25 protein-coding genes and 1 tRNA gene are annotated in these 25,113 nt (G+C 67.8%); 19 read left to right on the top strand and 7 right to left on the bottom strand.

The window, feature by feature from the left end:
- Positions 1-48 precede the first annotated feature (48 nt).
- From ACSLGO_RS02765 to ACSLGO_RS02750, 4 genes are read left to right on the top strand one after another with little or no spacing between them, the layout of a single operon-like run.
- Entirely contained in the window at positions 49-522 is a 474-nt protein-coding gene (locus ACSLGO_RS02765; RefSeq protein WP_436399841.1) for an RNA polymerase sigma factor, read from the top strand.
- Positions 519-1,118: a methylated-DNA--[protein]-cysteine S-methyltransferase gene (locus ACSLGO_RS02760; RefSeq protein WP_436399839.1), complete on the top strand. Its 600-nt coding sequence runs from the start codon at positions 519-521 to the stop codon at positions 1,116-1,118. Before ACSLGO_RS02765 ends, ACSLGO_RS02760 begins: the two co-directional genes overlap by 4 nt.
- The gene (locus ACSLGO_RS02755; RefSeq protein WP_436399838.1) at positions 1,115-1,801 is read left to right on the top strand and encodes an alpha-ketoglutarate-dependent dioxygenase AlkB family protein; all 687 of its coding nucleotides are present in this window, start codon (positions 1,115-1,117) and stop codon (positions 1,799-1,801) included. The genes ACSLGO_RS02760 and ACSLGO_RS02755 overlap by 4 nt, the downstream gene beginning before the upstream one ends.
- A complete protein-coding gene (locus tag ACSLGO_RS02750) occupies positions 1,798-2,760 on the top strand; it encodes a DNA-3-methyladenine glycosylase family protein (protein ID WP_436399836.1) in 963 nt (320 codons plus the stop codon). The genes ACSLGO_RS02755 and ACSLGO_RS02750 overlap by 4 nt, the downstream gene beginning before the upstream one ends.
- Here the strand turns inward: ACSLGO_RS02750 and ACSLGO_RS02745 are convergent.
- Complete coding sequence (locus ACSLGO_RS02745; RefSeq protein ID WP_176697499.1) at positions 2,747-3,130, bottom strand: DUF1304 domain-containing protein; 384 nt, start codon at positions 3,128-3,130, stop codon at positions 2,747-2,749. The genes ACSLGO_RS02750 and ACSLGO_RS02745 overlap by 14 nt on opposite strands.
- 261 nt (positions 3,131-3,391) lie before the next feature.
- Here ACSLGO_RS02745 and pstS point away from each other — a divergent pair, with 261 nt between their 5' ends.
- The 3 genes from pstS to ACSLGO_RS02730 all read left to right on the top strand — a co-directional run bounded on the left by pstS (position 3,392) and on the right by ACSLGO_RS02730 (position 6,469).
- Positions 3,392-4,507 carry a phosphate ABC transporter substrate-binding protein PstS gene (pstS, locus tag ACSLGO_RS02740; RefSeq protein WP_091600977.1) on the top strand — a complete coding sequence of 372 codons (1,116 nt, stop codon included), beginning with the start codon at positions 3,392-3,394 and terminating at the stop codon, positions 4,505-4,507.
- A gap of 167 nt (positions 4,508-4,674) precedes the next feature.
- Positions 4,675-4,875 carry a hypothetical protein gene (locus tag ACSLGO_RS02735; RefSeq protein ID WP_091600979.1) on the top strand — a complete coding sequence of 67 codons (201 nt, stop codon included), beginning with the start codon at positions 4,675-4,677 and terminating at the stop codon, positions 4,873-4,875.
- 97 nt (positions 4,876-4,972) lie between these two features.
- On the top strand, positions 4,973-6,469 hold the full coding sequence (locus tag ACSLGO_RS02730; protein ID WP_433122574.1) for a mannitol dehydrogenase family protein: 1,497 nt from the start codon (positions 4,973-4,975) through the stop codon (positions 6,467-6,469).
- On the opposite strand, the gene ACSLGO_RS02725 is transcribed toward ACSLGO_RS02730, so the two are convergent.
- From ACSLGO_RS02725 to ACSLGO_RS02715, 3 genes are all read right to left on the bottom strand, one after another.
- Positions 6,466-7,863, bottom strand: coding sequence for an APC family permease (locus tag ACSLGO_RS02725; protein ID WP_436399835.1), 1,398 nt, complete (start codon positions 7,861-7,863; stop codon positions 6,466-6,468). The two genes, ACSLGO_RS02730 and ACSLGO_RS02725, sit on opposite strands and share 4 nt — an antisense overlap.
- A 162-nt stretch (positions 7,864-8,025) precedes the next feature.
- A tRNA-Met gene (locus ACSLGO_RS02720) sits at positions 8,026-8,102 on the bottom strand.
- A gap of 67 nt (positions 8,103-8,169) precedes the next feature.
- The gene (locus tag ACSLGO_RS02715) at positions 8,170-9,027 is read right to left on the bottom strand and encodes a sugar-binding transcriptional regulator (protein WP_263127868.1); all 858 of its coding nucleotides are present in this window, start codon (positions 9,025-9,027) and stop codon (positions 8,170-8,172) included.
- 195 nt (positions 9,028-9,222) lie between these two features.
- Between ACSLGO_RS02715 and ACSLGO_RS02710 the strand changes: the two genes are divergently transcribed.
- The 7 genes from ACSLGO_RS02710 to ACSLGO_RS02680 all read left to right on the top strand — a co-directional run bounded on the left by ACSLGO_RS02710 (position 9,223) and on the right by ACSLGO_RS02680 (position 17,648).
- The gene (locus tag ACSLGO_RS02710) at positions 9,223-10,602 is read left to right on the top strand and encodes an ABC transporter substrate-binding protein (protein ID WP_091600987.1); all 1,380 of its coding nucleotides are present in this window, start codon (positions 9,223-9,225) and stop codon (positions 10,600-10,602) included.
- Complete coding sequence (locus tag ACSLGO_RS02705) at positions 10,602-11,546, top strand: carbohydrate ABC transporter permease (protein WP_091600989.1); 945 nt, start codon at positions 10,602-10,604, stop codon at positions 11,544-11,546. The genes ACSLGO_RS02710 and ACSLGO_RS02705 overlap by 1 nt, the downstream gene beginning before the upstream one ends.
- 2 nt (positions 11,547-11,548) lie before the next feature.
- Positions 11,549-12,442: a carbohydrate ABC transporter permease gene (locus ACSLGO_RS02700; protein ID WP_436399833.1), complete on the top strand. Its 894-nt coding sequence runs from the start codon at positions 11,549-11,551 to the stop codon at positions 12,440-12,442.
- A complete protein-coding gene (locus tag ACSLGO_RS02695; RefSeq protein WP_436399832.1) occupies positions 12,439-13,464 on the top strand; it encodes an NAD(P)-dependent alcohol dehydrogenase in 1,026 nt (341 codons plus the stop codon). Before ACSLGO_RS02700 ends, ACSLGO_RS02695 begins: the two co-directional genes overlap by 4 nt.
- A gap of 126 nt (positions 13,465-13,590) precedes the next feature.
- A complete protein-coding gene (locus ACSLGO_RS02690; RefSeq protein ID WP_436399831.1) occupies positions 13,591-14,547 on the top strand; it encodes a helix-turn-helix domain-containing protein in 957 nt (318 codons plus the stop codon).
- A 109-nt stretch (positions 14,548-14,656) separates the two neighbouring features.
- Positions 14,657-16,081, top strand: coding sequence for an aldehyde dehydrogenase family protein (locus ACSLGO_RS02685; protein WP_436399830.1), 1,425 nt, complete (start codon positions 14,657-14,659; stop codon positions 16,079-16,081).
- A gap of 43 nt (positions 16,082-16,124) precedes the next feature.
- Positions 16,125-17,648 (top strand): GMC family oxidoreductase, encoded by a 1,524-nt coding sequence (locus ACSLGO_RS02680; protein WP_436399829.1) that lies wholly within the window; start codon positions 16,125-16,127, stop codon positions 17,646-17,648.
- A gap of 81 nt (positions 17,649-17,729) precedes the next feature.
- Here the strand turns inward: ACSLGO_RS02680 and ACSLGO_RS02675 are convergent, their stop codons facing one another.
- Complete coding sequence (locus ACSLGO_RS02675; RefSeq protein ID WP_436399828.1) at positions 17,730-18,299, bottom strand: TetR/AcrR family transcriptional regulator; 570 nt, start codon at positions 18,297-18,299, stop codon at positions 17,730-17,732.
- Positions 18,300-18,383: 84 nt separating this feature from the next.
- Between ACSLGO_RS02675 and ACSLGO_RS02670 the strand changes: the two genes are divergently transcribed.
- Together ACSLGO_RS02670 and ACSLGO_RS02665 are read left to right on the top strand one after the other, a co-directional pair.
- Entirely contained in the window at positions 18,384-19,550 is a 1,167-nt protein-coding gene (locus ACSLGO_RS02670; RefSeq protein ID WP_436399827.1) for an MFS transporter, read from the top strand.
- Positions 19,551-19,656: 106 nt separating this feature from the next.
- Entirely contained in the window at positions 19,657-20,895 is a 1,239-nt protein-coding gene (locus ACSLGO_RS02665; protein ID WP_436399826.1) for an MFS transporter, read from the top strand.
- Here the strand turns inward: ACSLGO_RS02665 and ACSLGO_RS02660 are convergent.
- Positions 20,892-21,707: an SMP-30/gluconolactonase/LRE family protein gene (locus ACSLGO_RS02660; RefSeq protein WP_436399825.1), complete on the bottom strand. Its 816-nt coding sequence runs from the start codon at positions 21,705-21,707 to the stop codon at positions 20,892-20,894. The genes ACSLGO_RS02665 and ACSLGO_RS02660 overlap by 4 nt on opposite strands.
- A gap of 175 nt (positions 21,708-21,882) precedes the next feature.
- Between ACSLGO_RS02660 and ACSLGO_RS02655 the strand changes: the two genes are divergently transcribed.
- Together ACSLGO_RS02655 and ACSLGO_RS02650 are read left to right on the top strand one after the other, a co-directional pair.
- Positions 21,883-22,353 carry a nucleoside deaminase gene (locus ACSLGO_RS02655; protein ID WP_091601003.1) on the top strand — a complete coding sequence of 157 codons (471 nt, stop codon included), beginning with the start codon at positions 21,883-21,885 and terminating at the stop codon, positions 22,351-22,353.
- A gap of 84 nt (positions 22,354-22,437) precedes the next feature.
- Positions 22,438-23,253 (top strand): DUF1295 domain-containing protein, encoded by an 816-nt coding sequence (locus tag ACSLGO_RS02650; protein ID WP_152274038.1) that lies wholly within the window; start codon positions 22,438-22,440, stop codon positions 23,251-23,253.
- Here the strand turns inward: ACSLGO_RS02650 and ACSLGO_RS02645 are convergent.
- Entirely contained in the window at positions 23,250-23,768 is a 519-nt protein-coding gene (locus ACSLGO_RS02645) for a GNAT family N-acetyltransferase (protein WP_091601007.1), read from the bottom strand. The genes ACSLGO_RS02650 and ACSLGO_RS02645 overlap by 4 nt on opposite strands.
- Positions 23,769-23,898: 130 nt before the next feature.
- Between ACSLGO_RS02645 and rlmN the strand changes: the two genes are divergently transcribed.
- The coding region (rlmN, locus tag ACSLGO_RS02640; RefSeq protein WP_436399824.1) for a 23S rRNA (adenine(2503)-C(2))-methyltransferase RlmN at positions 23,899-25,113 on the top strand (1,215 nt) is incomplete at its 3' end.

The following is a 25,113-nucleotide window of genomic DNA, read 5'->3' as shown; positions in this document are numbered from 1 at the left end:
GGCAGCACCTCACAAACCAGGGCAGCTGCGCGTCTACAGTATGTGGAAGTGAAACCGTTCGAAGCGATCGTCAGGGAACACGGAGCCGTGGTGCTGCGCGTCTGCCGCGCTGTCCTGGGGCCGGACGAGGCCGAGGACGCGTGGTCGGAGACATTCCTCGCGGCGCTGCGGGCCTACCCCGCGCTGCCACCGAATGCGAATATGCAGGCCTGGCTGGTGACGATCGCCAAACGCAAGGCGATTGACGTGACCCGGGCAGCTGCGCGCCTTCCGGTCCCTATCCCCGAGCTGCCGGAGCGGCCCGGACCGGAGACTGCTCGCCCCGGCGACCATGACGGCCTCTGGGCGGCGCTCCGGAACCTCCCGCAGCGCCAGCGCGAAACCCTGGCCTACCACCACCTCGCCGGGCTGCCCTTCGCGGAGGTTGCCGTTCTTCTCGGCAGCACGGAGGCCGCCTGCCGGCGGTCAGCCGCGGACGGCATGAAGAAACTGCGAACACTGGAAGCGGAGGACCTGCGATGACCCCGGACACCCTGTACATGCTCAGCGCCGGTGGAGATGCCACGCTGGCCCGCCTGCACGCGAGGCTGTCCAGCGCGGCTCAGGAGCAGGACCTGCTCGACGTCGCCTACACCGTGATGCCCTCACCCGTGGGGGAGCTGCTGCTCGCCGCCACTCCTGCCGGGCTGGTGCGGGTCGGTTTCGGCATCGAAGGGCACGACGCCGTGCTGGCGCAGCTGGCGCTCCGCGTCAGCCCGCGCATCCTGGAAGCTCCGGAGCGCCTTGCCGAGCCGGTCCGCCAGCTGGAGGAGTATTTCGCCGGGACCCGCAGGGAGTTCAACCTGCCGCTCGACTTCCGCCTGGCCACCGGGTTCCGGCGCATCGTCGTCGAACACCTGCCGGAGATTGGCTACGGCTCGACTGCCAGCTATGCCGCACTCGCTGCCCTCGCCGGAAACCCCGGGGCCGTCCGCGCGGCGGGCACCGCCTGCGCCCGGAATCCGCTGCCGGTGGTGGTTCCGTGCCACCGTGTGGTGCGCTCCGATGGCAAGATCGGCAACTACCTGGGCGGCACCGAAGCCAAAACCGCCCTCCTGGCAATGGAGGCTGCAGCATGACCGGCCAGCTGTTCGCCCGCGAACGCTCCACACCCTCGGCGGGGGCCGTCCACGTGCCCGGCTGGCTGGAACCCTCCCGCCAGCGCGAAATTGTCGAAGCCTGCCGGGCCTGGGCAGTGGGGCCTGTCCCCATGCGCTCCGCTGTGCTGCCCGGCGGGCACCGGATGTCCGTGCAGACCGTCTGCCTCGGCTGGCATTGGCAGCCGTACAAGTACACGCGGACAGCCGACGACGCCGGTGGCGGACGGGTTGCCGAGGTCCCGGGCTGGTTGGTTGAACTGGGCCGCGACGCCCTGCGCGCCGCGTATTTCTCCGATGGGGAGGCTGGCTACGCACCGGACATCATGGCGCCGGAGGATTACACCCCGGACACGGCGCTGATCAACTTCTACGCGCACGGCGCGCACATGGGGATGCATCAGGACAAGGATGAGCGGTCCAGCGCACCCGTGGTCTCCATCAGCATCGGCGACACGTGCATATTCCGGTTTGGGAATACACAGACCCGCACTAAGCCCTACACCGACGTGGAACTGGTCTCCGGGGACCTGTTCGTCTTCGGCGGACCTTCCCGTTTCGCCTACCACGGGGTGCCCAAGACCCTGCCCGGCACCGCCGACCCGGAGGCCGGACTCGACTCCGGGCGGATCAACATCACCCTGCGCATGACCGGGCTCGAGTGACCGGCCTGCCCGGGGAGAGGACCCACCGCATCCCGGTAGCGGAGCCGTTCCCCTGGATTCCGCTGGTCCGAAGCCTCGCCGCCCACGCCGTGCCCGGCCTTGAATCCGTGCAGTTCGACGGCGCGGCCGCGTCGGTCACCCGGTTGCTGCAGGCACCCGTGGGTCCTTCGCCTGGAAGTCCGGCACCGCAAAGCCCGGTGCTGGCCGAGGTCCGCTTCGGGGCTCCGGACAGCGTGGCGGTCCGGTTAACCGGAGGGACCCCGGCGGAAGACACCGCAGTGCTCGCCCGGCTGCGCACCTGGTTGGACCTGGATGCCCCGGCCGCCGCCGTCGACCATTTCCTCTCAGGGTTCCCGCTCCTGGCTCCGCTGGTCGGGGCCCGGCCGGGACTTCGCATCCCCGGCAGCGTTGACCCGTGGGAAACCGCCGTGCTGACCGTGCTGGGACAGCAGGTTTCGCTGGCCGCGGCACGGACCTTCGGGTCCCGGCTCGTCACTGAATTCGGCACCCGGGAGCCCGGCGGTTTCTGGCTCTTTCCATCGCCGCAGCGCCTGGCCGGGGCCAGCGCGGACGAGCTGCAGGCTGCCGTGAGGATCACCGGTTCCCGGGCACGGACCATCCAGGCGCTGGCAGCAGCAGCGGCCGGCGGGCTGGAGCTGGCCGGCGCCGGCGCCGGCGCCGGCACCCGTGCCGAACTCCTCGCCCTGCCCGGAATCGGCCCCTGGACGGTGGATTACCTGGCGGTGCGCGCCGCGGGGGACCGGGATGCGTTCGTGCCCGGGGACCTGGTGCTGCGCCGGGTGCTCGGTGTCGGCTCTCCGAGGGAAGCCGAGGCCCTGGCGGAACCGTGGCGGCCGTGGCGTGCCTACGCCCTGTTCCATCTCTGGACCGCCGCGGCGTATGATGCCCCCGCATCACGGCCGTCCAGCGGACCATCGGCAAAGGTCAGGAACCCATAAGGGCCAGCACCAGGGCGAGCAGCGCCGGAATGCCCCGGATGAGCGCGATCCGGGCCAGCGGCCACCTGCTGGCCAGCAGCACCACCGAGGCCAGCACCATGCAGGCCGTGGAGAAGCTGATCAGGGTCATGCCGGCTACGGGACTGCTCACCCCCAGCAGCAGCACTCCCAGTACTGCCCCCACGCCAAGGAACAGATTGTAGAAACCCTGCGTGTAGGCCAGCGGCTGGGTGGTCTCCGCGTCAACGGAGGATGTGATTCCGTACACGCCCATGGTTTCCGGGACGTTCCAGCGGAGGGACTCCAGCACAAAGAAGTAGAAGTGGACGGCGGCGGAAACCAAGGTGAAAATTGCGGCAGCGACCAGCACGGAACCCCCTCGGGGCAGGGACCGCGCTGCCGGGTGCCTGTTCGGCAAACGGGTTCGCAGCGGTCCGCGGTCCGGCCAATCCTTGCATCCCGGGCCATGGCCGCCAAGGGTGGGAGGCGCTCCCAGTTGGCGGTGGAGACTAATCGGCGGCTAGCCTTGAACTGGCGGCAGCGCCGCTGTGCCCCGTGGGCACGCCGAACTGCCCGCCAAACGCCGTTAACGCCGGTTGGCCCCAAGAACAGCCCCTAAAGGAGCACCTTCGTGCGCACTTCCCGTCCACTTCGCGCCCTGGCAGTCACCGCCGCCGCAGCGCTGGCGCTAACCGCCTGCGGCTCCGACTACCCCTTGGGGGACGAACAGCGCGAAGCAGCCGAGAACAGCACCTCCACGCTCTCCGGCATCATCTCCGGTTCCGGGTCGACCGCCCAGGGGCCGGCCATGGACGCCTGGATTGGCGGGTTCCGGGTGCTGCATCCCAAGGTGCAGGTCCAGTATTCCCCGGACGGCTCCGGGGCCGGCCGCAACGCCCTGCTGGCCGGAGCGGTGCAGTTCGCCGGGTCGGACGCCTTCCTGCAGGATGAGGAACTGGGTGAAGCGCGCGAGGTCTGCGGACCCGACGGCGCCCTGGACATCCCGGCCTACATTTCCCCGATCGCCGTCGCCTTCAACCTGCCCGGAATCGAGTCGCTGAACATGGACGCGGCCACGATCGCAAAGATCTTCCGCGGCGAAATCGACTACTGGAACGATCCGGCGATCGCGGCCCAGAACCCCGGCGTGGAGCTGCCGGAGACCCGGGTCACGCCCGTCAGCCGCGCCGACGATTCCGGCACCACCGAGAACTTCACGGAGTACCTGCACGAAGCCGCTCCCCAGGCCTGGCCGAATGATCCCTCGGGCTCCTGGCCCGGCGGGCTCGGCGGCGAGAACGCGCAGGGCAGTGCCGGCGTCATCAGCACCGTCACCCGCACCGAAGGATCAGTTGCGTACTCGGATGACTCGGTGGTGGATGACTCACTGGGCACCGTGAACCTCAAGGTGGGCGAGGAGTACGTGCCGATCAGCGCCGATGCCGCGTCGATCGCCGTCGAGCAGTCCTCCCGGGTTCCCGGACGCAGCGCCAATGACATTGCCCTGCACCTGGACCGCACCACCACGGCTCCCGGCGCGTACCCGCTGGTGCTGATTTCCTACCAGATCTTCTGCAGCTCCTACGAGGACGCCGGCACGGTGGAGCTCGTGAAGGCTTTCGGACAGTACGTCATCAGCCCCGAAGGCCAGGAAGCATCTGCCGACGCCGCCAAGTCCGCTCCGATTCCGGAGAGCCTGGCGGAGGATGCCCGGGCAGCGATCGAGAGCATCACCACGCGCCCGTAGCTCCTGCCCGCGCTCCCCGGCGCAGCTGAATCCTGCCCCTGGGCAGGGCCTTTGTCCTGCATGCGGATATTCCCTGCCTGCCTTCCGAAGCGGTCTTCTCTGGACCCCTTGCGCCCCTTGGGGGCCGGTGGCACCGTGGACCTACCGCGACGGAAAGGGGGCAGGGAATGCAGCCCATCAGGATCGAAAGATGGTGGCCGTATCTCGACACCACTGCCAAGCAGTGGCTGCGCGAGAACCTCCGGCAGGACGGAATTCCGCCTAAGGTCCAGGACCGGATTGCCGAGGCAGGAGGCCCCGTCATTGATCCCATCCTCGATATCCGGGACTGGGACTTCATTGAAACCCAGTCCGAGCTGGTCGATTAGGACAGCCACCCCGCTCAGCATGCTCATTTGAGTGGACGTGCGATGCTCACATGATAAATTGAGCTGCACTTATCCGCTCGTCCCACAGGTGTGACCCATGAGCAAGCTGCAGAACGAATCCCTGGCCGGCCTCCCCGGAGCCCTGGCCGTTCCGACCTATGACCGCTCCGCGGTGAGCACCGGCATTGTCCACTTCGGGGTGGGCGGATTCCACCGGGCGCACCAGGCGATGTATCTGGACCGGCTGATGAATGACGGCAAGGCCCTGGACTGGGGCATCTGCGGAGTGGGCGTGCTGCCGCAGGACGCCGCGATGAAGTCCGTCATGGATGCTCAGGACTGCCTCTATACCCTGGTGCTCAAGAACCCGGACGGAACGCGGGAGGGCCGGGTGATCGGCTCCATCACCGAGTACCTGCTGGCTCCGGAGGACCCCGAAGCCGTTCTTGCCAAGATGGCCTCGCCGCAGACGCGGATCGTGTCCCTGACCATTACCGAGGGCGGGTACAACTTCCACCACGTCACCGGGGAATTCGACGCCGGCAATCCGGCAGTGCAGGCGGACCTGGTTCCCGGTGCTGTCCCTGCCACGGTCTTTGGGCTGGTCACCGAGGCCCTCGCCCGGCGCCGGGAGGCCGGCACCGCGCCGTTCACCGTGATGTCCTGCGACAACATCCAGGGCAACGGCGATGTTGCCCGCCGCATGTTCACTGCGTTCGCGGACCTGCGGGATCCGGAACTGGGGAAGTGGATGCGCGCCAACGTGGCCTTCCCCAATTCAATGGTGGACCGCATTACCCCGGTCACCACGGATGCCGACAGGGACATGGTGGCGGAGGACTTCAGCGTCGAGGATGCCTGGCCGGTGGTCAGCGAAGACTTTGAGCAGTGGGTCCTGGAGGACCACTTCCCGCAGGGCCGCCCGCCGTTCGAGGACGCCGGCGTGCAGGTGGTGGACGACGTCGAGCCCTACGAACTCATGAAGCTGCGCCTGCTCAATGCCAGCCACCAGGGCCAGTGCTACTTCGGCTACCTTGCCGGCTACCGGTACGCCCACGAGGTCTGCCAGGATCCGCTCTTCTCCCGCTTCCTGCTGGACTACATGGAACGCGAGGCCACGCCCACGCTCAAGCCGCTGCCCGGCGTGGACCTCGATGCGTACCGGCACAAGCTGATCGAACGCTTCTCCAACGAACATGTACGGGACACCCTGGCCCGGCTCTGCGCCGAGAGTTCAGACCGGATTCCCAAGTGGCTGCTGCCCGTCATCCGCGAAAACCTCGACGCCGGCGGGGAGATCCACCGCTCGGCGGCCATTGTAGCCAGCTGGGCCCGGTATGCCGAGGGAACTGATGAGCAGGGTGCGGAGATCGACGTCGTCGACCGGCTGCGGGAACCGCTGATGGCCGCTGCGGCGCGCAACCGTGAAGACCCGCTGGCCTTCATTTCCCAGCCTGAGCTCTTTGGCGACCTGGCCTCCAACGAGCGCTTTGTTAAGGCCTATACGCAGGCGCTGGGCGTTCTGCATGACGCCGGCGCCCGTGCCACGGTTGAAAACCTCGTCCGCGGGCACGGGAGCCCGGAAGCCGGCTAACGGCGGGAAGCGTCCGCCGGCTCCGGTGTATCAGCCGGCGCCGGCCGGGTGCTGGCCGGCAGCGCAGCAGCGACGGCAAACACGAGGACCAGGGCCGCGCCCCAGATGACCGCGGCGAGGTTGCCGCCCACGAGGAACGGGAAGTTCCAGAGGGAGAGCGCCAGCACGCCGAGCAGGCCGATCCCCCCGGCCACAGCCGCGGCCCGCACACCGCCGGGCGCGGATGAGCCGCGCGTGCCGAAGCTGACGATTGCGAAGCTGGTCAGGGTCATCATCACGATCACGCCGATGGCCCCAGCGCCGGAATACCAGGTGTAGATCTCCAGGACCGGATCCAGCTGGACGGCAGCGGAAACCAGTACGACTGCGGTGGTCACACCGGTCACCCAGAAAGAAGCACGCGAGGGTGCGCCGTGGGCGGGATGGACGGCAGCCAGGCCCGCCGGCAGCACGCCGCGCTGGCCCAGGGTGAAGAGATAGCGGGAGACGATGTTGTGGAAGGCCAGCATGCAGGCGAACATGCTCGTCACCACCAGGACCTGGACAATGTCCGTCATGATCGGAGTAAGGATCTCCCCGGCGAAGCCCACCACCACGCTGTCCGGGCTGTCCGTGGCCAGGGCAACGGCGTTGCCGGCCCCGAGGCCGCTGATGATCAGCCAGGAGGAGAGGATGTACAGCGCGCCGATGGAGAGCACGGCGATGTAGGTGGCGCGCGGAACGGTGCGCTCCGGATCCTTGGCCTCATTGCGGAACACCGCCGTCGCCTCGAAGCCGAAGAAGCCGAGGAAGGCGAACAGCAGGCCCAGGCCCGGAGCGCCGGACATTGCTTCGGCGGGGCTGAACGGAACGGAGGTGAGTTCACGGCCGGAGAAGAGGACACCCAAGTCGATGGCCAGCACGGCGGCGACCTCCAGGACGAGGACGGTGCCCAGCACCTTCGCCGACAGGTTGATGTCCCGGTAGCCCAGGAAACCGACGACGGCGATCATGGCCGCCGAGATGGCCCACCAGGGAACCTGCACACCGGACCAGAGCTCAATCAGGTTTCCTGCCTGGACGCCCAGGTAGCAGGTCATCGAGACGGTGAGCAGGACGTAGGCGAAGAGTGCCAGCCCCGCGGTGCCCAGTCCGGCCCGGCGGCCGAGCCCGCGGTCCACATAGGAGTAGAACGCGCCGGCATCAGGTACGTGCGGGGTCATCCAGGCGTAGCCGACCGAGAACAGCAGCAGGATGGCCGTGGCTGCCAGCACCATCAGCGGCATTCCCACTGATTCGGAGACAGCGAGGATGAGGGGGAAGTTTGCCGCGACGACGGTGATGGGGGCCGCGGCGGCGACGACCATCAGGACGATTCCGGGCACGCCTAGCCGGCGGGTGAGAGTGGCTTTCAACGGATTCCTTCGCTCTGTGGCCGGTTTATCTCCAGCCAGCACAGAGCCGATTTTAGTAAAACCGCCGGTTTCAGCCCTTCACAGCGTGTCACACACGGGGCCGGGAGCCGGGTAAACAAAAAAGGTCCTGGTCCGGCGAACCGGATCAGGACCTTTTTACTATGGTTGCGGGGGCAAGATTTGAACTTGCGACCTCTGGGTTATGAGCCCAGCGAGCTACCGAACTGCTCCACCCCGCGGCGTGCTTAGAACTCTACCGTACGCGTGCCGGAGGGACTAATCGCGTGGTCCGGGTCACTTCCCTGGTCACTTCCCGGAGAGCGCGACGGCGAGGTCCTCGTCAATGAGCAGGGTAGTGACGAAGCCGGCGGCGAGGACGGCCCGCACGGCATCGGCGCGTGCGGCTCCCTGCGCCACCGCCACCACCTGGGGCGTGTTCCGGAGCTGGTCCAGGCTGACCGCAAGCACCCGTCCATCCAGCTCGGAGCGAACCGGCCGTCCCCCGGCATCGATCAGCCGCCCGCTGCATTCGGCCACCGCGCCGGCCTGCGCCGCTTCCAGCTTCAGGTGGTTGTCCACCCGGTTCCACACGGTGGAGAGTCCCGGCAGCCAGGCGCCGACGGCGACGACGGCGGCGTCGAGCGAGCTGGCCTTGGCGAGGGTGTCCCCGATCTCCGGCTGGCGGCGCAGGCTCTGCGCGGTCAGCGCGTTTTCGACGACGAGCGGAGCCCACAGCGGCCAGGTGGCAACGCCGTCGTGCCGGCCCAGGTTCTGGATCAGCTCCAGGGAGTTTCCGCTTCCGGGAACCGGCAGCGCGCCGGCCAGCTGCACGATGTTGCACGGGGGCAGGTTGGTCACATACCGGGCTGCCATGTCCAGGGTGCGGGACCAGGAAACCCCGATGCTCGCTCCCGGAGCGGCCGCCGCCATGATCTCCGCCGCGGCCTGCTGGGCCATGCTTTCGCGCGTGGTGCGGTCGTCCGCTCCCGTGGGGCTGATGCGGACCCGTTCGACGCCGAGGGATTCCGCCAGGCGTGCCGGGGCAAGGTCAGCGGCCGCTTCCGGAAAGCGGACATCAATGCGCACTATGCCCAGGGCCCGCGCTTCATCCAGCAGGCGTGCCACCTGAAAACGGGAAATGCCGTAATTGCGGGCAATGTCCACTTTCGAATGGTTGCTCAGGTAATAATCCCGGCCAATTCTGGCCAGGAGTTCCTCATGGGACGAACCTGTTCCGGTAATGATTCCGCCCTGCCTGTTCCCGAATGAGCGTTACTTTGTTGCTCATTTGAGTGTATATGACTAGAGTTCCTGACCAAATGAGCGCAAGGAAATATCTCAAATGAGCAAGGGTGACGTATGAGATCAGAACGCAGCCAGCCGCAGCAGCGGCGCGGACGCAGAGTGAAGCGGTTCGCAGCGGCCGCGGCGGCAGCAGCAATGGTGCTGACCGGCTGCAGCAGCGCCAATGCGGACGGGCGGCAGGAGATCGTCGTGGCCATCGTCTCCAACCCGCAGATGACGGACGCCATCTCCCTGCAGGACCGGTTCAAGGAAGAGCACCCCAACGTCGACGTCCGCTTCGTGTCCCTGCCGGAGAACGAGGCGCGTGCCAAGATCACCGCCTCGGTTGCCACCGGCGGCGGCGAGTTCGACGTCGTGATGGTCTCCAACTACGAAACACCCATGTGGGCGGAGAACGGCTGGCTGACCAACCTGCAGGACTACGCGGACAACACTCAGGGCTATGACCCGGATGACTTCATTCCAAACATCCGCGAGGCGCTCAGCTACGAGGATGACCTGTACTCCGTCCCGTTCTACGGCGAATCGGCTTTCCTGGCCTACCGCCAGGACCTCTTCGAGGAAGCAGGGCTGACCATGCCCGAACAGCCAACCTGGGCTGACATCGCAGGGTTCGCCGAGGCCCTGCACAACCCGGACGAAGGCTTCTCCGGCATCTGCCTGCGCGGGCTCGCCGGCTGGGGCGAGGTTATGGCCCCGCTGACCACCATGATCAACACCTACGGCGGCAGCTGGTTCGACGAGGACTGGAACGCCACCCTGGACAGCCCCGAAGTGAAAGCCGCAGTCACCGACTACGTGGACCTGATCCGCAATTCCGGCCAGCCCGGCGCGGCGACCAGCGGCTACGGCGACTGCCTGACCCGCTACAGCCAGGGCAACGCAGCCATGTGGTTCGACGCCACCGCGATGGTTTCAACGGTGGAGGATCCGGACTCCTCGCTGGTGGTCGGCAAGACCGCCTACGCTCCCGCCCCGGTGGAGGAAACCGATTCGGCCGGCTGGCTGTACTCCTGGTCCCTGGCCATTCCCTCCACCAGTGAAGAAAAGGACGCCGCCTGGGATTTCATTTCCTGGATGACGGACAAGGACTTCATTGAACTGGTCGGGGAGGAAATCAGCTGGGAACGCGTTCCTCCGGGAAGCCGGCTCTCCACCTATGAAATTCCCGAATACGCCGAAGTGGCACAGGCCTACGCCGAGCCCACGCTCTCGGCAATGGCCGGGGCATCGCAGGAAACGTCCATGACGGGCAGCGTTCCCTATCCCGGCCTCCAGTTCGTGGGCATCCCCGAGTTCCAGGACCTCGGCACCCGGGTCGCCCAGCAGGTCTCCGCTGCCATCGCGGGCCAGAAAACCGTCGAGGAAGCGCTGGAGCAGTCCCAGCGCTACGCAGAAACCGTCGCCGAGAGCTACCAGTCAGGAGAGAACTGATGACCACACTGGTAGAGCGGCATAACGCGAAGGCGCGCCGCGACGTCGAAAAGCGCCAGTCCGGGGGGATGTCCCGGGCTGAGGGCTGGCGGCGAAGGGGGCCGCTGCTGCCGGCGCTGATCTTCACGATCATCGTCACCCAGGTCCCGTTCCTGTTCACCATCTGGTATTCGCTGCAGAACTGGAACCTGCTTAACCCCGACGGCGACCGGTTCGTCTGGTTCTCCAACTACGTGGAGATCTTCGCCGACTCGACCTTCCGCCAGGCCGCCCTGAACAGCGTCATCTTCACCCTCGGCTGTGTGTTCTTCGCGATGATCCTGGGCATCATCTTCGCCCTGCTGCTGGACCGTTCCTTCGCCGGCCGCGGAATCGTGCGGACCCTGCTAATTACGCCGTTCCTCATCATGCCGGTGGCCGGCTCGCTGCTCTGGTCCGTTTCAATCCTCAACCCTAGCTACGGCCTGCTCAACTGGCTGATCGGGCTGGTGGGCATCTCCCCGGTGGACTGGACCTCCGCCCATCCGATCGCCTCAATCCTGATGTCCCTGGTGTGGCAGTGGACGCCATTCATGATGCTGCTGGTCCTGGCCGGACTCCAGGCGCAGCCCAAGGACGTCCTGGAAGCCGCGCAGGTGGACGGCGCCGGCTGGTGGCGCACGTTCTTCTCCGTCACGCTGCCGCAGCTGCGCCGCTACATTGAGCTGGGCGTGCTGCTCGGCGCGATTTACGTGGTGAACACGTTCGACCAGATTTACCTGATGACGGCAGGAGGACCCGGCACTGCCAGTGCCAACCTGCCCTTCTACATCTACCAGCGGGCCTTCCTCGGCTTCGACATTGGGCAGGCCGCCGCCATGGGCGTGGTGGTGGTGATCGCCACCATCATCGTGGCAACCTTCGCCCTCCGCCTGATCTTCCGCAGCTTCGACACTAAGGACTAGCCGTGGCCACCCAGACACAGCCGGCTCCGGCCGAACGCACCCCCGCTGCACGCACCTCCGGGCAGCGCATCAACCGCAAGCCCAAACCGCGCGCCGGGGCATCCCTGCTGACTGTCTTCACCTGGATCATCGCCATCGGGTTCTTCTCCCCGGTGCTCTGGATGGTGCTGACCTCCTTCAAGCAGGAATCGGCGGCAGCCTCCAACCCGCCGTCGTTCTTCTTCACCCCCACCCTGGACCAGTACCGGGCGGTGCTGGACGCCGGCGCCGGGACGTACTTCCTCAACTCGGTCATCGCCACCGGCGTCTCCACCCTCCTGGTGGTCATCCTGGCGGTCCCCGCGTCCTACGCGCTGAGCATCCGGCCGGTGAAGCGGACCCAGGATGTGCTGTTCTTCTTCATCTCCACGAAGATGTTGCCCGTGGTGGCCGTGATCATGCCGATCTACGTCATTGCCGGGCAGCTGAAGGTCCTGGACAACGTGTGGACGCTGGTGGTGCTCTACACCTCCATGAACCTTCCCATCGCTGTGTGGATGATGCGCTCCTTCTTCCAGGAAGTGCCCTCCGAGGTGCTGGAAGCCGCGCAGATGGACGGCGCGGGCCTGCTGAAGACCCTGTGGCGGGTACTCGTGCCCATGGTGGCCCCCGGCCTCGCCGCCACCGCCCTGATCTGCGTCATCTTCGCCTGGAACGAGTTCTTCTTCGCGCTGAACCTGACGGCGGCGAAATCCGCCACGGTGCCGGTGTTCCTGGTGTCCCAAATGACCAGTGAGGGACTCTACCTGGCCCAGCTTTCCGCTGCCTCAGTGCTCGCATCCCTGCCGGTGGTCCTGGCCGGCTGGGTGGCGCAGAAGCAGCTGGTCCGGGGCCTGTCGATGGGAGCAGTCAAGTGAGCAGCAACGGTTCCGTGCCGGCATCGATGTCCGTTTCCGTGCTGGACGGTCCCGGCAAACTCCGGCAGGAGGACCGGCCGGTGCCGGTACCCGGGCCCGGGGAAGTCCTGGTTCGGATTGCCTCGGTGGGTGTCTGCGGTTCTGACACGCACTATTACCACGAGGGCCGGATCGGCAGCTTCGTCGTTGAGGCGCCGCTGGTCCTGGGCCACGAAGCCTCCGGCCGGATCGAAGCGGCGGGCGACGGCGTCGACCCCTCCCTGGTGGGGCAGCGGGTGTCGCTTGAACCCGGCATTCCGCAGCCCTATTCGAAACAAACCCTCGCCGGGCACTACAACCTGGACCCGGACGTGCGGTTCTTCGCCACCCCGCCCGTTGACGGGGCCTTCGCCGAGTACGTGGTGCATCCGGCCGCCTTCGCGCATCCGGTCCCGGACGGCTTGTCCGATGACTCGGCAGCCCTGCTTGAACCGCTGAGCGTGGCACTGGCCGCCCGCGCTGCCGGAGAAGTGCAGCTGGGGGACAGGGTCCTCGTGGCGGGCGCCGGACCGATCGGCCTGCTGGTCTCCGCCGTGTGCTCGCTGGCCGGTGCCGAGGTCACCGTGACTGACGTCCGCGCCGAACGGCTGGAGGTGGCCGGGCGGTACGGTGCCGCCCACACCTTCACGGCCGCGGAGGCGCCCGAACCGGCACCGGAATACCAGGTGTTCATTGACGCCACCGGGGCCGAACCTGCCGTCCTCGCCGGTATGCAGCGCCTGGCGCCGCGCGGCCGCTGCGTCCTGGTGGGCATGGGAGCGGACACCATCGCCCTGCCGGTTCCGCTGGTCCAGGGCCGGGAACTGCGCATCACCGGCACCTTCCGCTACGCCAACACCTGGCCGCTCGCGGTTTCCCTGGCCGGGCAGGGGCTGGTGGACCTGGACGGGCTGGTCACGTCCCGGCACGGGCTGGACGACGTCGAAGCGGCACTGGTTGCCGGTGCCCGGGAGGGGGCGCTGAAGGCCGTCGTCACGCCGTAAAAGTTTCCGTTCCTTCCCCGCCGAGAGGCCAGTTACGGCTCTTATGGGCGCTGAAACGAGCCGTAACTGGCCTCTCGAGGGTGATAGGTTCAGCTGAAACAGGCCGGCTCAGTGCGGAGGACAGGCATGGTCAAACCAGCGGATGCGGCACCGGACGTAGCCCACGCATCGAATTTTCCCGAGTGGAAGAGACTCGTCTCCGAATCGTTCGTTCCCCTCGAAGCCACCCCGGTGCAGCCCGGCCCCGCCGCGTTCTCCGGGCGCCTGACCGGACGCCGGCTGCGCGAACTGGCCATAGTCCAGGTGGACGCCATGCCGCACTGCGTCGAGCGGACACCGGAGCTGATCAACGGGGCGGACGGCGGGTTCTACAAACTCAGCCTGCAGCTCTCCGGAACCGGGATCCTGGTCCAGGACGGCCGGGAAGCCGTGCTCGAGCCCGGAGACCTGGCTATCTATGACACCGGTGCGCCCTACACCCTGACGTTCCACGAGCAGTTCACCACCCTCGTCCTGATGTTCCCGAAGCAGCTGCTCGGGCTGGCACCTGAAGACATGGCGGAGATGACCGCCGTCCGGCTGGGCCGGGGGCACCGCCTGGGCCGCGCCGTCGTGCCTTTCCTGACCCAAATCGGCCGGATGCTGCCGGAGCTGGACGGCCCGATCGGCCACCGGCTGGCCATGAACACCGTGGACCTGCTCTCCACCCTGCTCGCCGACGAGGCGCACGCCCTTCCGGATGCAGACGCCGGCGGCCAGGAACGCCTGCTGCGCCGGGTCCAGCACTTCATTGACGGGCAACTGGCCAACCCGGACCTCTCTCCCGGCTACATTGCGGCCGCCCACTTCATCTCCGTCCGCAGCCTGCACAAGCTCTTCGAGGACTCCGGCACCACGGCCGCAGCCTGGATCCGTGCCCGGCGCCTGGACGGTGCCCGCCGGGACCTCTCGGATCCGCTGCAGGCAGACGTTCCGGTGGGGGCGATCGGTGCGCGGTGGGGGCTGCCGGATCCGGCGCACTTCAGCCGGGTCTTCCGTGCCGCGTACGGGCAGTCGCCGTCGGCGTACCGCGCAGGCCGCTGAAAAGCCGTGCACGGTTAGTCAACTGGCGCACGCGCAAAGCCAAGCAATAAAGCGTGACCTGGCACACAGTGGGATAAGCGATCCGTCCCGCCGTTGCAAAGGAGCAATCATGCACACCACCGAATCCCTCGCCAGCTTCCAGGACCTGCTCGGTGCCGTCCCGGCAGCCCCGGAAACCCGGGACATCCTGGATCCCGCGACCGGGGAGGTGGTTGCGGCCGCTCCCGTCCACACCCTGGCCGACCTTGAGGCTGCCGTAGCCTCGGCCCGGCTGGCCCAGCCGGAATGGGCCGCCCTCGGCCACGCCGAACGCTCCGCGTACCTGATGCGGGCCGCGGACGCCGTCGAAGCCGCCGCCGAAGGCCTCGCCGAACTCCTCTCCCGCGAACAGGGCAAGCCGCTGAACGGTCCCAACGCCCGCTTCGAGGTTGGTGCCTGCGCCGCCTGGCTGCGTGCCACGGCGTCGTTCGAGCTGGAACCCGAGGTGCTGGTGGACGACGACGGGGGCCGCGCCGAACTGCACTACCGGCCGCTGGGCGTGGTGGGCGCGATCGGCCCGTGGAACTGGCCCATGATGATCAGCATCTGGCAGCTGGCCCCAGCCCTGCGGATGGGCAACACCGTGGTCATGAAGCCCTCCGAGTACACCCCGCTCTCCGTCCTGGCGCTGGCCGCCGTCCTGAATCAGGCGCTGCCCGCGGGTGTGCTGCACGTGGTGTCCGGCGGCCGGGACGTGGGAGAGGCCCTGGCCGGGCACGCGGACATCGACAAGGTCATGTTCACCGGCTCCACCGCCACCGGCAAGGCGATCATCCGCTCCTCGGCGGACACCGTGAAGCGCCTGACCCTGGAGCTCGGCGGCAACGACGCCGGCATTGTGCTGCCCGACGCCGATCCCGCCGCGATCGCCGAAGACCTGTTCTGGGGTGCCTTCATCAACACCGGCCAGACCTGTGCGGCGCTGAAGCGCCTGTACGTGCACGAGGACATTTACGACGCCGTCGTCGATGCCCTGGCCGGCGTCGCGAACGCCATGCCCATGGGCGTGGGGCTGGATGAAAACAATGTCCTGGGCCCGCTGCAGAACCAGGCCCAGTTCACCATCGTTGCGGACCTGGTCCAGGCAGCGAAGGACGCCGGAGCCCGGATTGTCACCGGCGGCAACCCGGCCTCGGGCCAGCCAGGCTACTTCTACCCCGCCACGCTGGTGGCGGACATCGAGAACGACAACCCGCTGGTGGCGCAGGAACAGTTCGGCCCCGCCCTGCCGATCATCCGCTACTCCACCGTGGATGAGGCCGTTGCCATGGCCAATGCCCTGGACGTCGGTCTCGGCGCCTCCGTCTGGTCCTCGGACAAGGACGCGGCCCTCGCCGTTGCTGCCCGGATCGAAGCCGGCACCGTGTGGATCAACAAACACGGCGCCGTGGACCCGCGGATGCCGTTCGGCGGCGCCAAGCAGTCCGGCTACGGCCTCGAATTCGGCGTCGAAGGCCTCAAGGCCCTCGGGGCGCCGCAGGTCCTCAGCTACTAACCCATCCTCATCTGATCGAACGAACGAAAGCAACGAAGCTTCCATGGAAACCGAATACCTCGTCATTGGTGCCGGCTCGGCCGGCAACGTCGTCGCCCGCCGCCTGCTCGATGCCGGCAGGAAAGTCACCGTCCTCGAAGCCGGGGACCAGGACACCAACCCGGACATCGCCCACCTGAACACCCTTGGCGCGCTCTGGCACAGCCCGCAGGACTGGAACTACTACACCACCGAGCAGGCCGGAGCCTCCGGGCGCCGCATCCACCTGCCCCGCGGCAAGGTGATGGGCGGATCGCACGCGCTGAACGCCTCCATCTGGGTGCGCGGAGACCGCTGGGACTACGATTCCTGGGCCGCGGCCGGCTGCGAGGGCTGGTCCTGGGAGGATGTGCTTCCGGTGTTCAAACAGATTGAAAACTACGACGGCGGCGCTTCCGAAACGCGCGGCACCGGCGGACTGCTGGATGTGGTCCAGGACTTCCCCCGCAACCCTGTGCAGGAAGACATGCTGGCCGGCGCGCAGGAGATTGGCCTGGAGCTGAACCCGGACTACAACTCCGGCAGCGTTGAAGGCGTTTCCCGCATGCAGCTGAACGTCCGGGACGGCAAGCGGTTCAACACCTGGCACGCCTACTTGAAGCCGGTCATGGACTCCCCGAACCTCACCCTGCTCACCGGTGCCCACGTGCGCCGGCTGCTGGTGGAGGACGGCGTGGTGAGCGGTGTCGAGTACGAACTCGCCGGCGAACTGCACACGGTTCAGGCAGGGGAGACCATCCTCTGCGCCGGTGCGATCAACTCCGCCGAACTGCTCCTGCGTTCCGGCGTTGGCCCGGCGGCTGAACTGGAGGCAGCCGGCGTCGAACCCGTCCTGGACCTTCCCGGAGTAGGCAAGAACCTGCAGGACCACCTGCTGGCCCCGGTGATCTTCTCCGCCGGTGCCCGCCCGGTGCCGGACGGCGAGGTGGCTCCGGCCGAGGTGCATCTGTTCGCCAAGTCCCGCCCGGAGCTGCCCGTGCCGGACACCCAGCCGATCTTCTTCTCCGTTCCCATGTACTCGCAGGACTATGCGGGCGGCGAGATGACCGGCCCGGAAAACGGCTTCTCCATGCTTGGCGGCCTGGTCCGGCCGGAAAGCCGCGGCGAGATCACGCTCACCGGGCCGTCTCCGGAGGACCCGCTGCGGATCGACCTGGGCGCGCTCTCCGAGCAGGCCGACGTCGATGCGCTGGTGGCGTCGGTGCGGCAGTGCCGGGAGATCGGCCGGTCCGAGGCGCTGGCCAACTGGGAGCCCAAGGAACTGCACCCCGGCCCCGCCGTCTCAGACCGCGACGAGGACCTAGCCCAGTACGTCCGCGACTCCGTGGTCACCTACCACCACCAGGTGGGCACCTGCCGGATGGGCACTGATGAGCTGGCGGTGGTTGACCCCTCGGATCTGACCGTGCGCGGGCTGGCCGGCATCCGGATCGCCGATGCTTCAGTCATGCCGATGGTCCCCACCGGCAACACCAACGCCCCCACGGTGATGATTGCCGAGCGCGCCGCCGGGATGATCCTGGGGTAAGCCACCCAAATCGAGATCACAGAAACTGCCCGTATGAGCGCTCATACGGGCAGTTTCTGTCATCTCGATGGGCGGGGCGGGCTAGTAGGCCGCTGCTGAGGCGGCCGCCACCCGCCGGCCGGCCTCCACCGGGTCCGCCGGATACCCGCGCAGGTACGCGGCCAGGGTCCCGTTGTAGGCCAGTACGACGTCGTCTGCCAGGGTTGCGGCCTGCTCGCCGGCCAGCGGCTGGGCAAAGCGGCGCAGCCGGTCGGTCAGCAGCGCTGTGTCTGCGGCGAGGACGGCGGCGATTTCCTCCCCGGCGTCGGGCAGTTCGGTGGCAGTGGCCAGGAAGGCGCACCACCGGGCCGCCGGCTGGCGGTCACGGAAGGCGTCCAGGGCATCGAAGACGGACAGCAGCCGGTCCAGGTCGCTGCCGGCTTTGGCCGCGCACTCGTCCCACACGGACTGCCATTCGGCGAGCCGGACCCGCAGGGCCTCGGCCACGAGTCCGTCCTTGCTGCCGAAGTGCGAATAGAGGCTGGCGGCGGACACGTTGGCGGCGCGCAGCAGCTCGTCCACCCCGGTGGCGCGGATGCCGCGGTGGAAGAAGACTTCTTCGGCCGCGGAGAGCAGGCGTTCGCGGGCCGGGAGTTTCTGGCCGGTGGTCATGGGCCAACTCTAGCCATCCTTGTTCCGAAACGATAGTTCTGTTTGACTGTAACGATCGTTCTGATTTGGGAGGCGGGTGTCAGCATGCAGTGGAAGCTGGTGGCCAGCGGACTGGCCCTGATCGCGGCTACGTACGGACTTGCCCGGTTCGGCTATGGCCTGTTCCTGCCGCGCTTCGCTGAGGCCTTCGAGATGGGGCCCGGCCTGTCCGGCATCATCCAGGCCGGAAGTTTCCTCTCCTACTGCGTCACGGCCCTGCTGGCAGCCCGGCTGGCCGGCCGGCCCCGCCTGCTGGTGCTGTTGGCCGGGGCAACCGCTGCGCTGGGTGCCGCAGGGGTTGCCGCTGCCCCGAACGCGGGAGTCCTCGCAGGCGCGGTGGTCTTTGCCGGAGCCGGAGCGGGCTTTGCAACCCCGGGGCTCGTGAGCCTGATCGAATCCAACGTGGAGGCCCGGAGGCAGGAAAACGCCCAGGCCATCGTCAATTCGGGCACGGGTGCCGGTCTGGTGGCCGCCGGGGCACTTCTTCTCCTGGTGGCAGGGCAGTGGAGGCTGGGCTGGGCGGTGATTGCCGCCGTCGTTATGCTGGCGACCGTTGCCACGCTCGCCTCGGACCGAACGGCACATCCGGAGCGGAAGACGCCTCCACCGCCGCGGATGCCGGGCCTGCGTGAACTGGCGCTGCTGCGCCGCCCGCTAATCGCCGCCGGCCTGGCGGGGGCATCGAGCGCCGCCGTCTGGACGTTCGGCCGAACGGTCCTGGCCGCCGGCACCGAGGAGCTGTACTCGATTGCCGCCTGGATGGTGCTGGGCGGGTTCGGGATGCTGGGCGCCGCGGCCGGGAACATTGTGCAGGCGTGGAGCCTGCGGACCGCGTGGACCACGACGGCGCTGCTGATGGCCGGCGCTACCCTCCTCATGGCGGCGGGCCCGGCAGCCCCCACGGCGGGCTATGCGTCGGCGGCTGTCTTCGGCGCCAGCTACATCGCCCTGAGCGGTGTGCTGATCGTGTGGGCGGTCCGGACCCTTCCGGAGCAGGGTGCCGCTGCGACCGTGTTCCTCTTTATTGCGCTCGCCGTTGGCCAGGCCGCTGGATCGGTGGGACTGGGTTCCCTCCTTCAGCCCGAGGTCCCGCTGCCCGCCTTCGGGGTGGCCGCCGCCGTCGGCCTGCTGGCGATCGCCCCCGCCTGGGTGCGAGGGAAAGCGTCCCCGGATTCCCGCCGAGAGGCCAGTTACGGCTCGTTACAGCGCTGAAACGAGCCGTAAGTGGCCTCTCGCGGGGAGGGTTTGGTCCGGCCACAGGGTTGCTCGTAGCGTAGTCCTGCGAACGTACGGGGCTGGTCCTCGGGGAGAGGACACCATGGGCAACACCGTCACAGCCGTCCAGGCTCCGGAGCAGGCAGCCCCGCCGCAGGGCCCGGCCCGGAGCCGCGCCGGCATCCTGCTGGCCGTCTGCATTGTGCTCATCGGCCTGAACCTGCGCACTGTCTTCTCCAGCTTCTCCGCCATCCTGCCCGAGATCACCGCGGCCTCCGGCATGCCCGCGGCCCTGGTCAGCGTGCTCACCACCGGTCCGGTGCTGTTGCTGGGCCTGGCGGCCCCGGCGGCGCCCGTGCTGGCCCGGAAGCTGGGCATCGAACGCACTATCCTCGCCGCGATGGTGGTCCTGACCGCAGGACTCGCCGTCCGCGGCACCGGCGACTTCACCGCCATGGCCGCCGGGACCATCGCCGCCGGTGCCGGCATTGGCGTCGTCAACGTCCTGCTGCCGACCCTGGTCAAGCGCGATTTCCAGCACCGGCTGGGCCTGATGAGCGGCCTGTACACAGGCTCGATCTGCGCTGCCGCCGCGCTCGGCGCCGGATTCACCCAGCCCCTGTTGCAGGCCACCGGCTCCTGGCAGGACGCACTGGCGTTCTGGACCCTGCCGGCGGCGCTCGTAGTGGTTCTGTTCGCGCCGCTGGCCCTGCGCCGCGGCCGCACCCCGGCGGACAGCGCAGCCGACGCCGGTCCCTCGGTCTGGCGCTCAGCCCTCGCCTGGCAGATCACCGGTTTTATGGCCCTGCAGGCCATGATGTCATTCAGTGTCTTCGCGTGGCTGGCCCCGATCCTGCGCGAACGCGGCATCGACGGAGCCGCCGCCGGCTACGTGGTGGCCGGCTCGATCGTGGTGCAGGTCCTCGGTTCCTTCCTCGCACCTCCGCTGGCAGCGCGGCTGCGCAGCCAGGCCTGGCTCAATGCCTTCATCGCGCTTCTCACGGGCGCCGGCTTCGCCCTCACCATCCTTGGCCCCCTGGAGCTGGTGTGGCTCTGGGCGGTGATGCTTGGCGTCGGGCAGGGCAGCCTCACCGCGCTGGCGCTGACCATGATCGTGCTGCGCACCCACGACGCCGGCACCGCGGCCAGCGTCTCCGGCATGATGCAGTGCGTCGGGTACGGTGTGGGCTCCTCCGGAACCCTGCTCGTGGGCATCCTGCACACGGCCTCCGGTTCCTTCACACCCGCAGCGGTGATGTTCCTGCTGGTGGGAGCCGCGGCGGCGGGCATGGGCTTCCTGGCCGGACGCGCCAGGTTCGTCGGCGGTGCCCGCCGGGATTAGGGCAGCAGCTCGGACAGGGAGGCCGTGAGGGTGTAGCCGTCCAGCGGACCCGGATCGGAGAGGCCCGTGGCGGCGCTGGTGACCAGCACCCGGTCGCCGAGCACCAGCACGCTGGTGGGCTGCCGGGCCGGTACGGGCACGGACGCGAGCCGTTCGCCGTCGCCGGAGTAGACGTCCAGTCGCGACGCGCCCCATACCGCACTCCAGATCCGGCCGTAAGGGTCCACATGCATCCCGTCCGGGTTCCCCTCGGGCACCCGGGCGAAGACCTCCGCAGCGCCGGGGTCCGCCGTCGTTGTCCGCAGGATGACCCCATCATCGGTATCGGACACCAGCACGCCGTGCCCGTCCGGCAGGAACACCGGCCCGTTGGGAATGGGGATGCCGCTGCGCAGGCGCACGACGCCGCCGCCCGCCGGGTCCCAGCGCCAGAGGGCGCCGTCGGGCTCCGAGCCGTCGTGCACCATGGTGCCGAACCAGAGGGACCCGTCCGGCGCAAAAGCGCCGTCGTTGACGCGGTAGCGTGCCGGGTCCAGGTCCGTGTCCGCCAGCGGAACCGCCGTGCCGTCGGGCAGCAGCTCGACGACGCCGGTGCCCGCAGCGCCGATCAGCCGCCCCGCTGCATCCTCCTCGGCAAAACCCAACGGCTGCGGAAGGCTGTGGGTGAGCACGGGAACGTCACTCCCCGGCTCCCACGCATAAAGCTCCCCGTTCACGAGGTCCACCCACCGGGCACCGCCGGCCGTGCGACGCAGCCCTTCGCCGAGCTGAAGTGCGTGCGTGCTGACCGGTGTCCATATCGTCTGGTCCATGCCTGCCTTTCCGGGGAGTTGCACGTGTTGAAGTAATCTACCGGACCCGCCTGCGCCGGCCGGCGGACGTGGTGCTAATCTCAGTTCTGCGAAGGCGGGCACCGGCCGGTGCTAACTACCTGGCATTTCCCGGCCGGAGAGACCGCCGGGGCCTTGATCGCAGGGGGCAGTTCCCATGAATTCAGACGCCGCATATCTTTCCCGGGCCATCGAGCTGGCCACAGCCAACGTCGCAGACAGCGGAGGGCCGTTCGGCGCCGTCATCGTTACCGCGGACGGACAGGCGTTCGACGGCGTCAACCGGGTTACCGCCAACAATGATCCCACCGCGCACGCGGAAGTCACGGCCATCCGCAACGCGTGCGCAGCCCTGAAAACCTTCGACCTCAGCGGTGCCGTGCTCTACACGAGCTGCGAGCCGTGCCCCATGTGTCTGGCCTCGGCGCTGTGGGCGCGCATCGACCGGGTGGTCTACGCTGCGGACCGGCACGACGCCGCCGCAGCGGGCTTCGACGACGCCCTCTTCTACGAGTACTTCGAAACTCCCGTCGAAAAGCGGTCAATGCCCGTGAGCCAGCTCTCCGGGGAGACCCGCAACGCGCCGTTTGATGCCTGGACCGCAGCGGCGTCGCGCATCGACTACTAAGTCCGGCGCCCGGGTCAGGGCCTCCGGCGTCCGTCAGGCCGTCCGGGGGTCCCGCCCGGGCTGCAGGAGCCGTATCCTCCAAGAATGGACCCGGTTCTTGTGTGTCTGTGGATTTTCGTTGTGGTCACCGCCGCCACGTGGATCCTGTCCCTGATCACGCGGGAGTACTCGTGGACGGACCGAATCTGGTCGATCGTCCCCGTGGCGTACGTCTGGGTGTTCGCAGCGGCGTCGGACATGGAACCGCGGCTGGTGCTCATGGCAGTGCTGGTGACCCTGTGGGGCGCGAGGCTGACCTTCAACTTCGCCCGCAAGGGAGGCTACGCGCCCGGTGGGGAAGACTACCGGTGGGCGATCCTGCGCGGCAGGCTGCGGCCGTGGCAGTTCCAGTTGTTCAACCTGGGATTCATCAGCATCTACCAGAACGTCATCATCTGGCTGATCACGCTTCCGGCGCTGACGGTGTTCCAGAATCCGGGACCGCTGGGAGCCTGGGACTGGGCGCTCGCTGCCCTGTTCGTGGCAGCGCTGGCGGGGGAAGCCACTGCGGACCAGCAGCAGTGGAGCTACCAGCAGCTAAAAAAGCGTGCTCCCGGAAGGGAAGCCGGGCAGGGCTTTGTGCAGACCGGGCTGTTCCGCTATTCGCGCCACCCAAACTTCTTCTTTGAACAGGCCCAATGGTGGCTGTTCTACGGATTCGCCGTCACTGCCTCCGGTTCCTGGCTGCACTGGACCCTGGCCGGACCCGTGCTGCTGACCTTGCTTTTCGCCGGCTCCACGGTGTTCACGGAAAGTATCTCGGCCAGCCGGTACCCTGCCTACGCCGAGTACCAGCGGCGGACCTCACCCATCATTCCGCTGCCTCAGCGCGGTTCCTCCCGTCCCCTCGAAGCCGGCTAGGACACCTTGAAGGAAGCGCTCAGCTCAGTGGAACGCACCCCGGGTTCAATCACCTTGGCAAAGCACGTTGAATACGGCAGGTCCTTGTACGGGCCGAAGTTCGGCACCTCGGCATAGCCGGCCTGGGCATAGAACCGCTTCCCGTCGGACTGGGCCGAGCCTGCCTCCGCGGTGACGGCACCGAACCCGGCGGCGCGGGCACGGAACTCCAGGGAAGAGAGGATTGCCGTCGCCACGCCTGACCCGCGGGCGTACGGCAGCACGTAGATCCGCTTCACCTCGGCCGTGGAACAGTCCAGCCGCCGGAGCCCCCCACACCCCAGCGGCTGCCCCGAACTTCGTTCGTAGGCGATCACGAACACCGCCGTGTCCGCTTCGGTAGGCGGGGACGGGTCATGGTCCGGGCTTCCGTAGCGGGAGTCCAGCTCGGCCTGCTGCGCCCTCCGCAGGTCAGTGCCCACCGGGTTGGACCAAGGCACCTCCCGGATATAGAGGTTCGGGGGTAGCGGGAACACGTGAACCTCCTGGGCCTGCGGAACTGGTTCACCTCAATCTACGAAGCCCGGATTTCGCCCGTGTTTCCGCTGTGTGAGAACTGGGCTAAGCCAAAAACACGATTTTCCAATACATGTCAAAATGGAAGGGATGACTTCCCCCAAAACTTCCCCAGCTGCCCTGAGCGTACCCGGCGACAAGCCGCAGGTGCGTCCCGCAACCGAAGGCTGGGAGCAGGCCAAGGAGCCCGACGGCCGGCCCCTGCTGCAGTTCAAGTCCCCGCGGGTTTCCCAGCCCCCGGAGCACCTCGCTGACCTGACGCTTGCCGAACGGCAGGAGAAGCTCAAGTCCCTGGGGCTGCCCGGATTCCGCGCCAAGCAGCTCTCGGTGCACTACTTCCAGCACTACACCACCGATCCCGAGAAAATGAGCGACCTCCCCAAGGAGCGCCGCGATGAGCTGGTCAAGGAGATGTTCCCCACCCTGCTCACCGAGGTGAAGCGCCTCACCACGGACAACGGTGACACCATCAAGTTCCTGTGGCGGCTGTTCGACGGTTCGCTCGTTGAATCGGTGCTGATGCGCTACCCGGGCCGGATCACGCTCTGTGTGTCCAGCCAGTGCGGCTGCGGCATGAACTGCCCGTTCTGCGCCACCGGACAGGCCGGGCTGACCCGCAACATGTCCACCGCGGAAATCCTGGACCAGATTGTCCAAGCGAACCGGGTCATCGCCGAGGGCGGCCTGGGCGGCAAGCGCCGCGACGGCGGGCACGACGCCGAGCGCGTCACCAACATTGTCTTCATGGGCATGGGCGAACCGCTGGCCAACTACAAGCGCGTGATGAACGCCGTGCACCGCATGGCGGCCGAGGCTCCCGAGGGCCTGGGCATGAGCGCCCGCAACATCACGGTCTCCACCGTGGGCCTGGTGCCGGCGATCAAGAAGCTGGCCGAGGAGAACATTCCGGTCACTTTCGCGCTGAGCCTGCACGCACCGGACGACGAGCTGCGTGATGACCTGATTCCGGTCAACAGCCGCTGGAAGGTGGACGAGGCGCTCGACGCCGCGTACCACTACTACCGCACCACCGGCCGCCGGGTCTCCATCGAGTACGCGCTGATCAAGGACATGAACGACCACCCGTGGCGGGCGGCGCTGCTGGCGAAGAAGCTCAACTCGCGCGGCCGCGGCTGGGTCCACGTGAACCCTATTCCGCTGAACCCCACCCCGGGCTCCATCTGGACCTCCCCGGAACCCGAGGTGATCCAGGAGTTCATCGACACCCTGATCGACGCCGGTGTTCCCACCACGGTCCGCGACACCCGCGGCAAGGAAATTGACGGCGCCTGCGGCCAGTTGGCT

This window comes from Arthrobacter sp. IK3 (assembly GCF_051337705.1).
GTDB lineage: Bacteria > Actinomycetota > Actinomycetes > Actinomycetales > Micrococcaceae > Arthrobacter_B > Arthrobacter_B koreensis.
The sequence above is the reverse complement of the archived record's forward strand: the minus strand, read 5'-3'. Positions and strand labels throughout refer to the sequence as shown.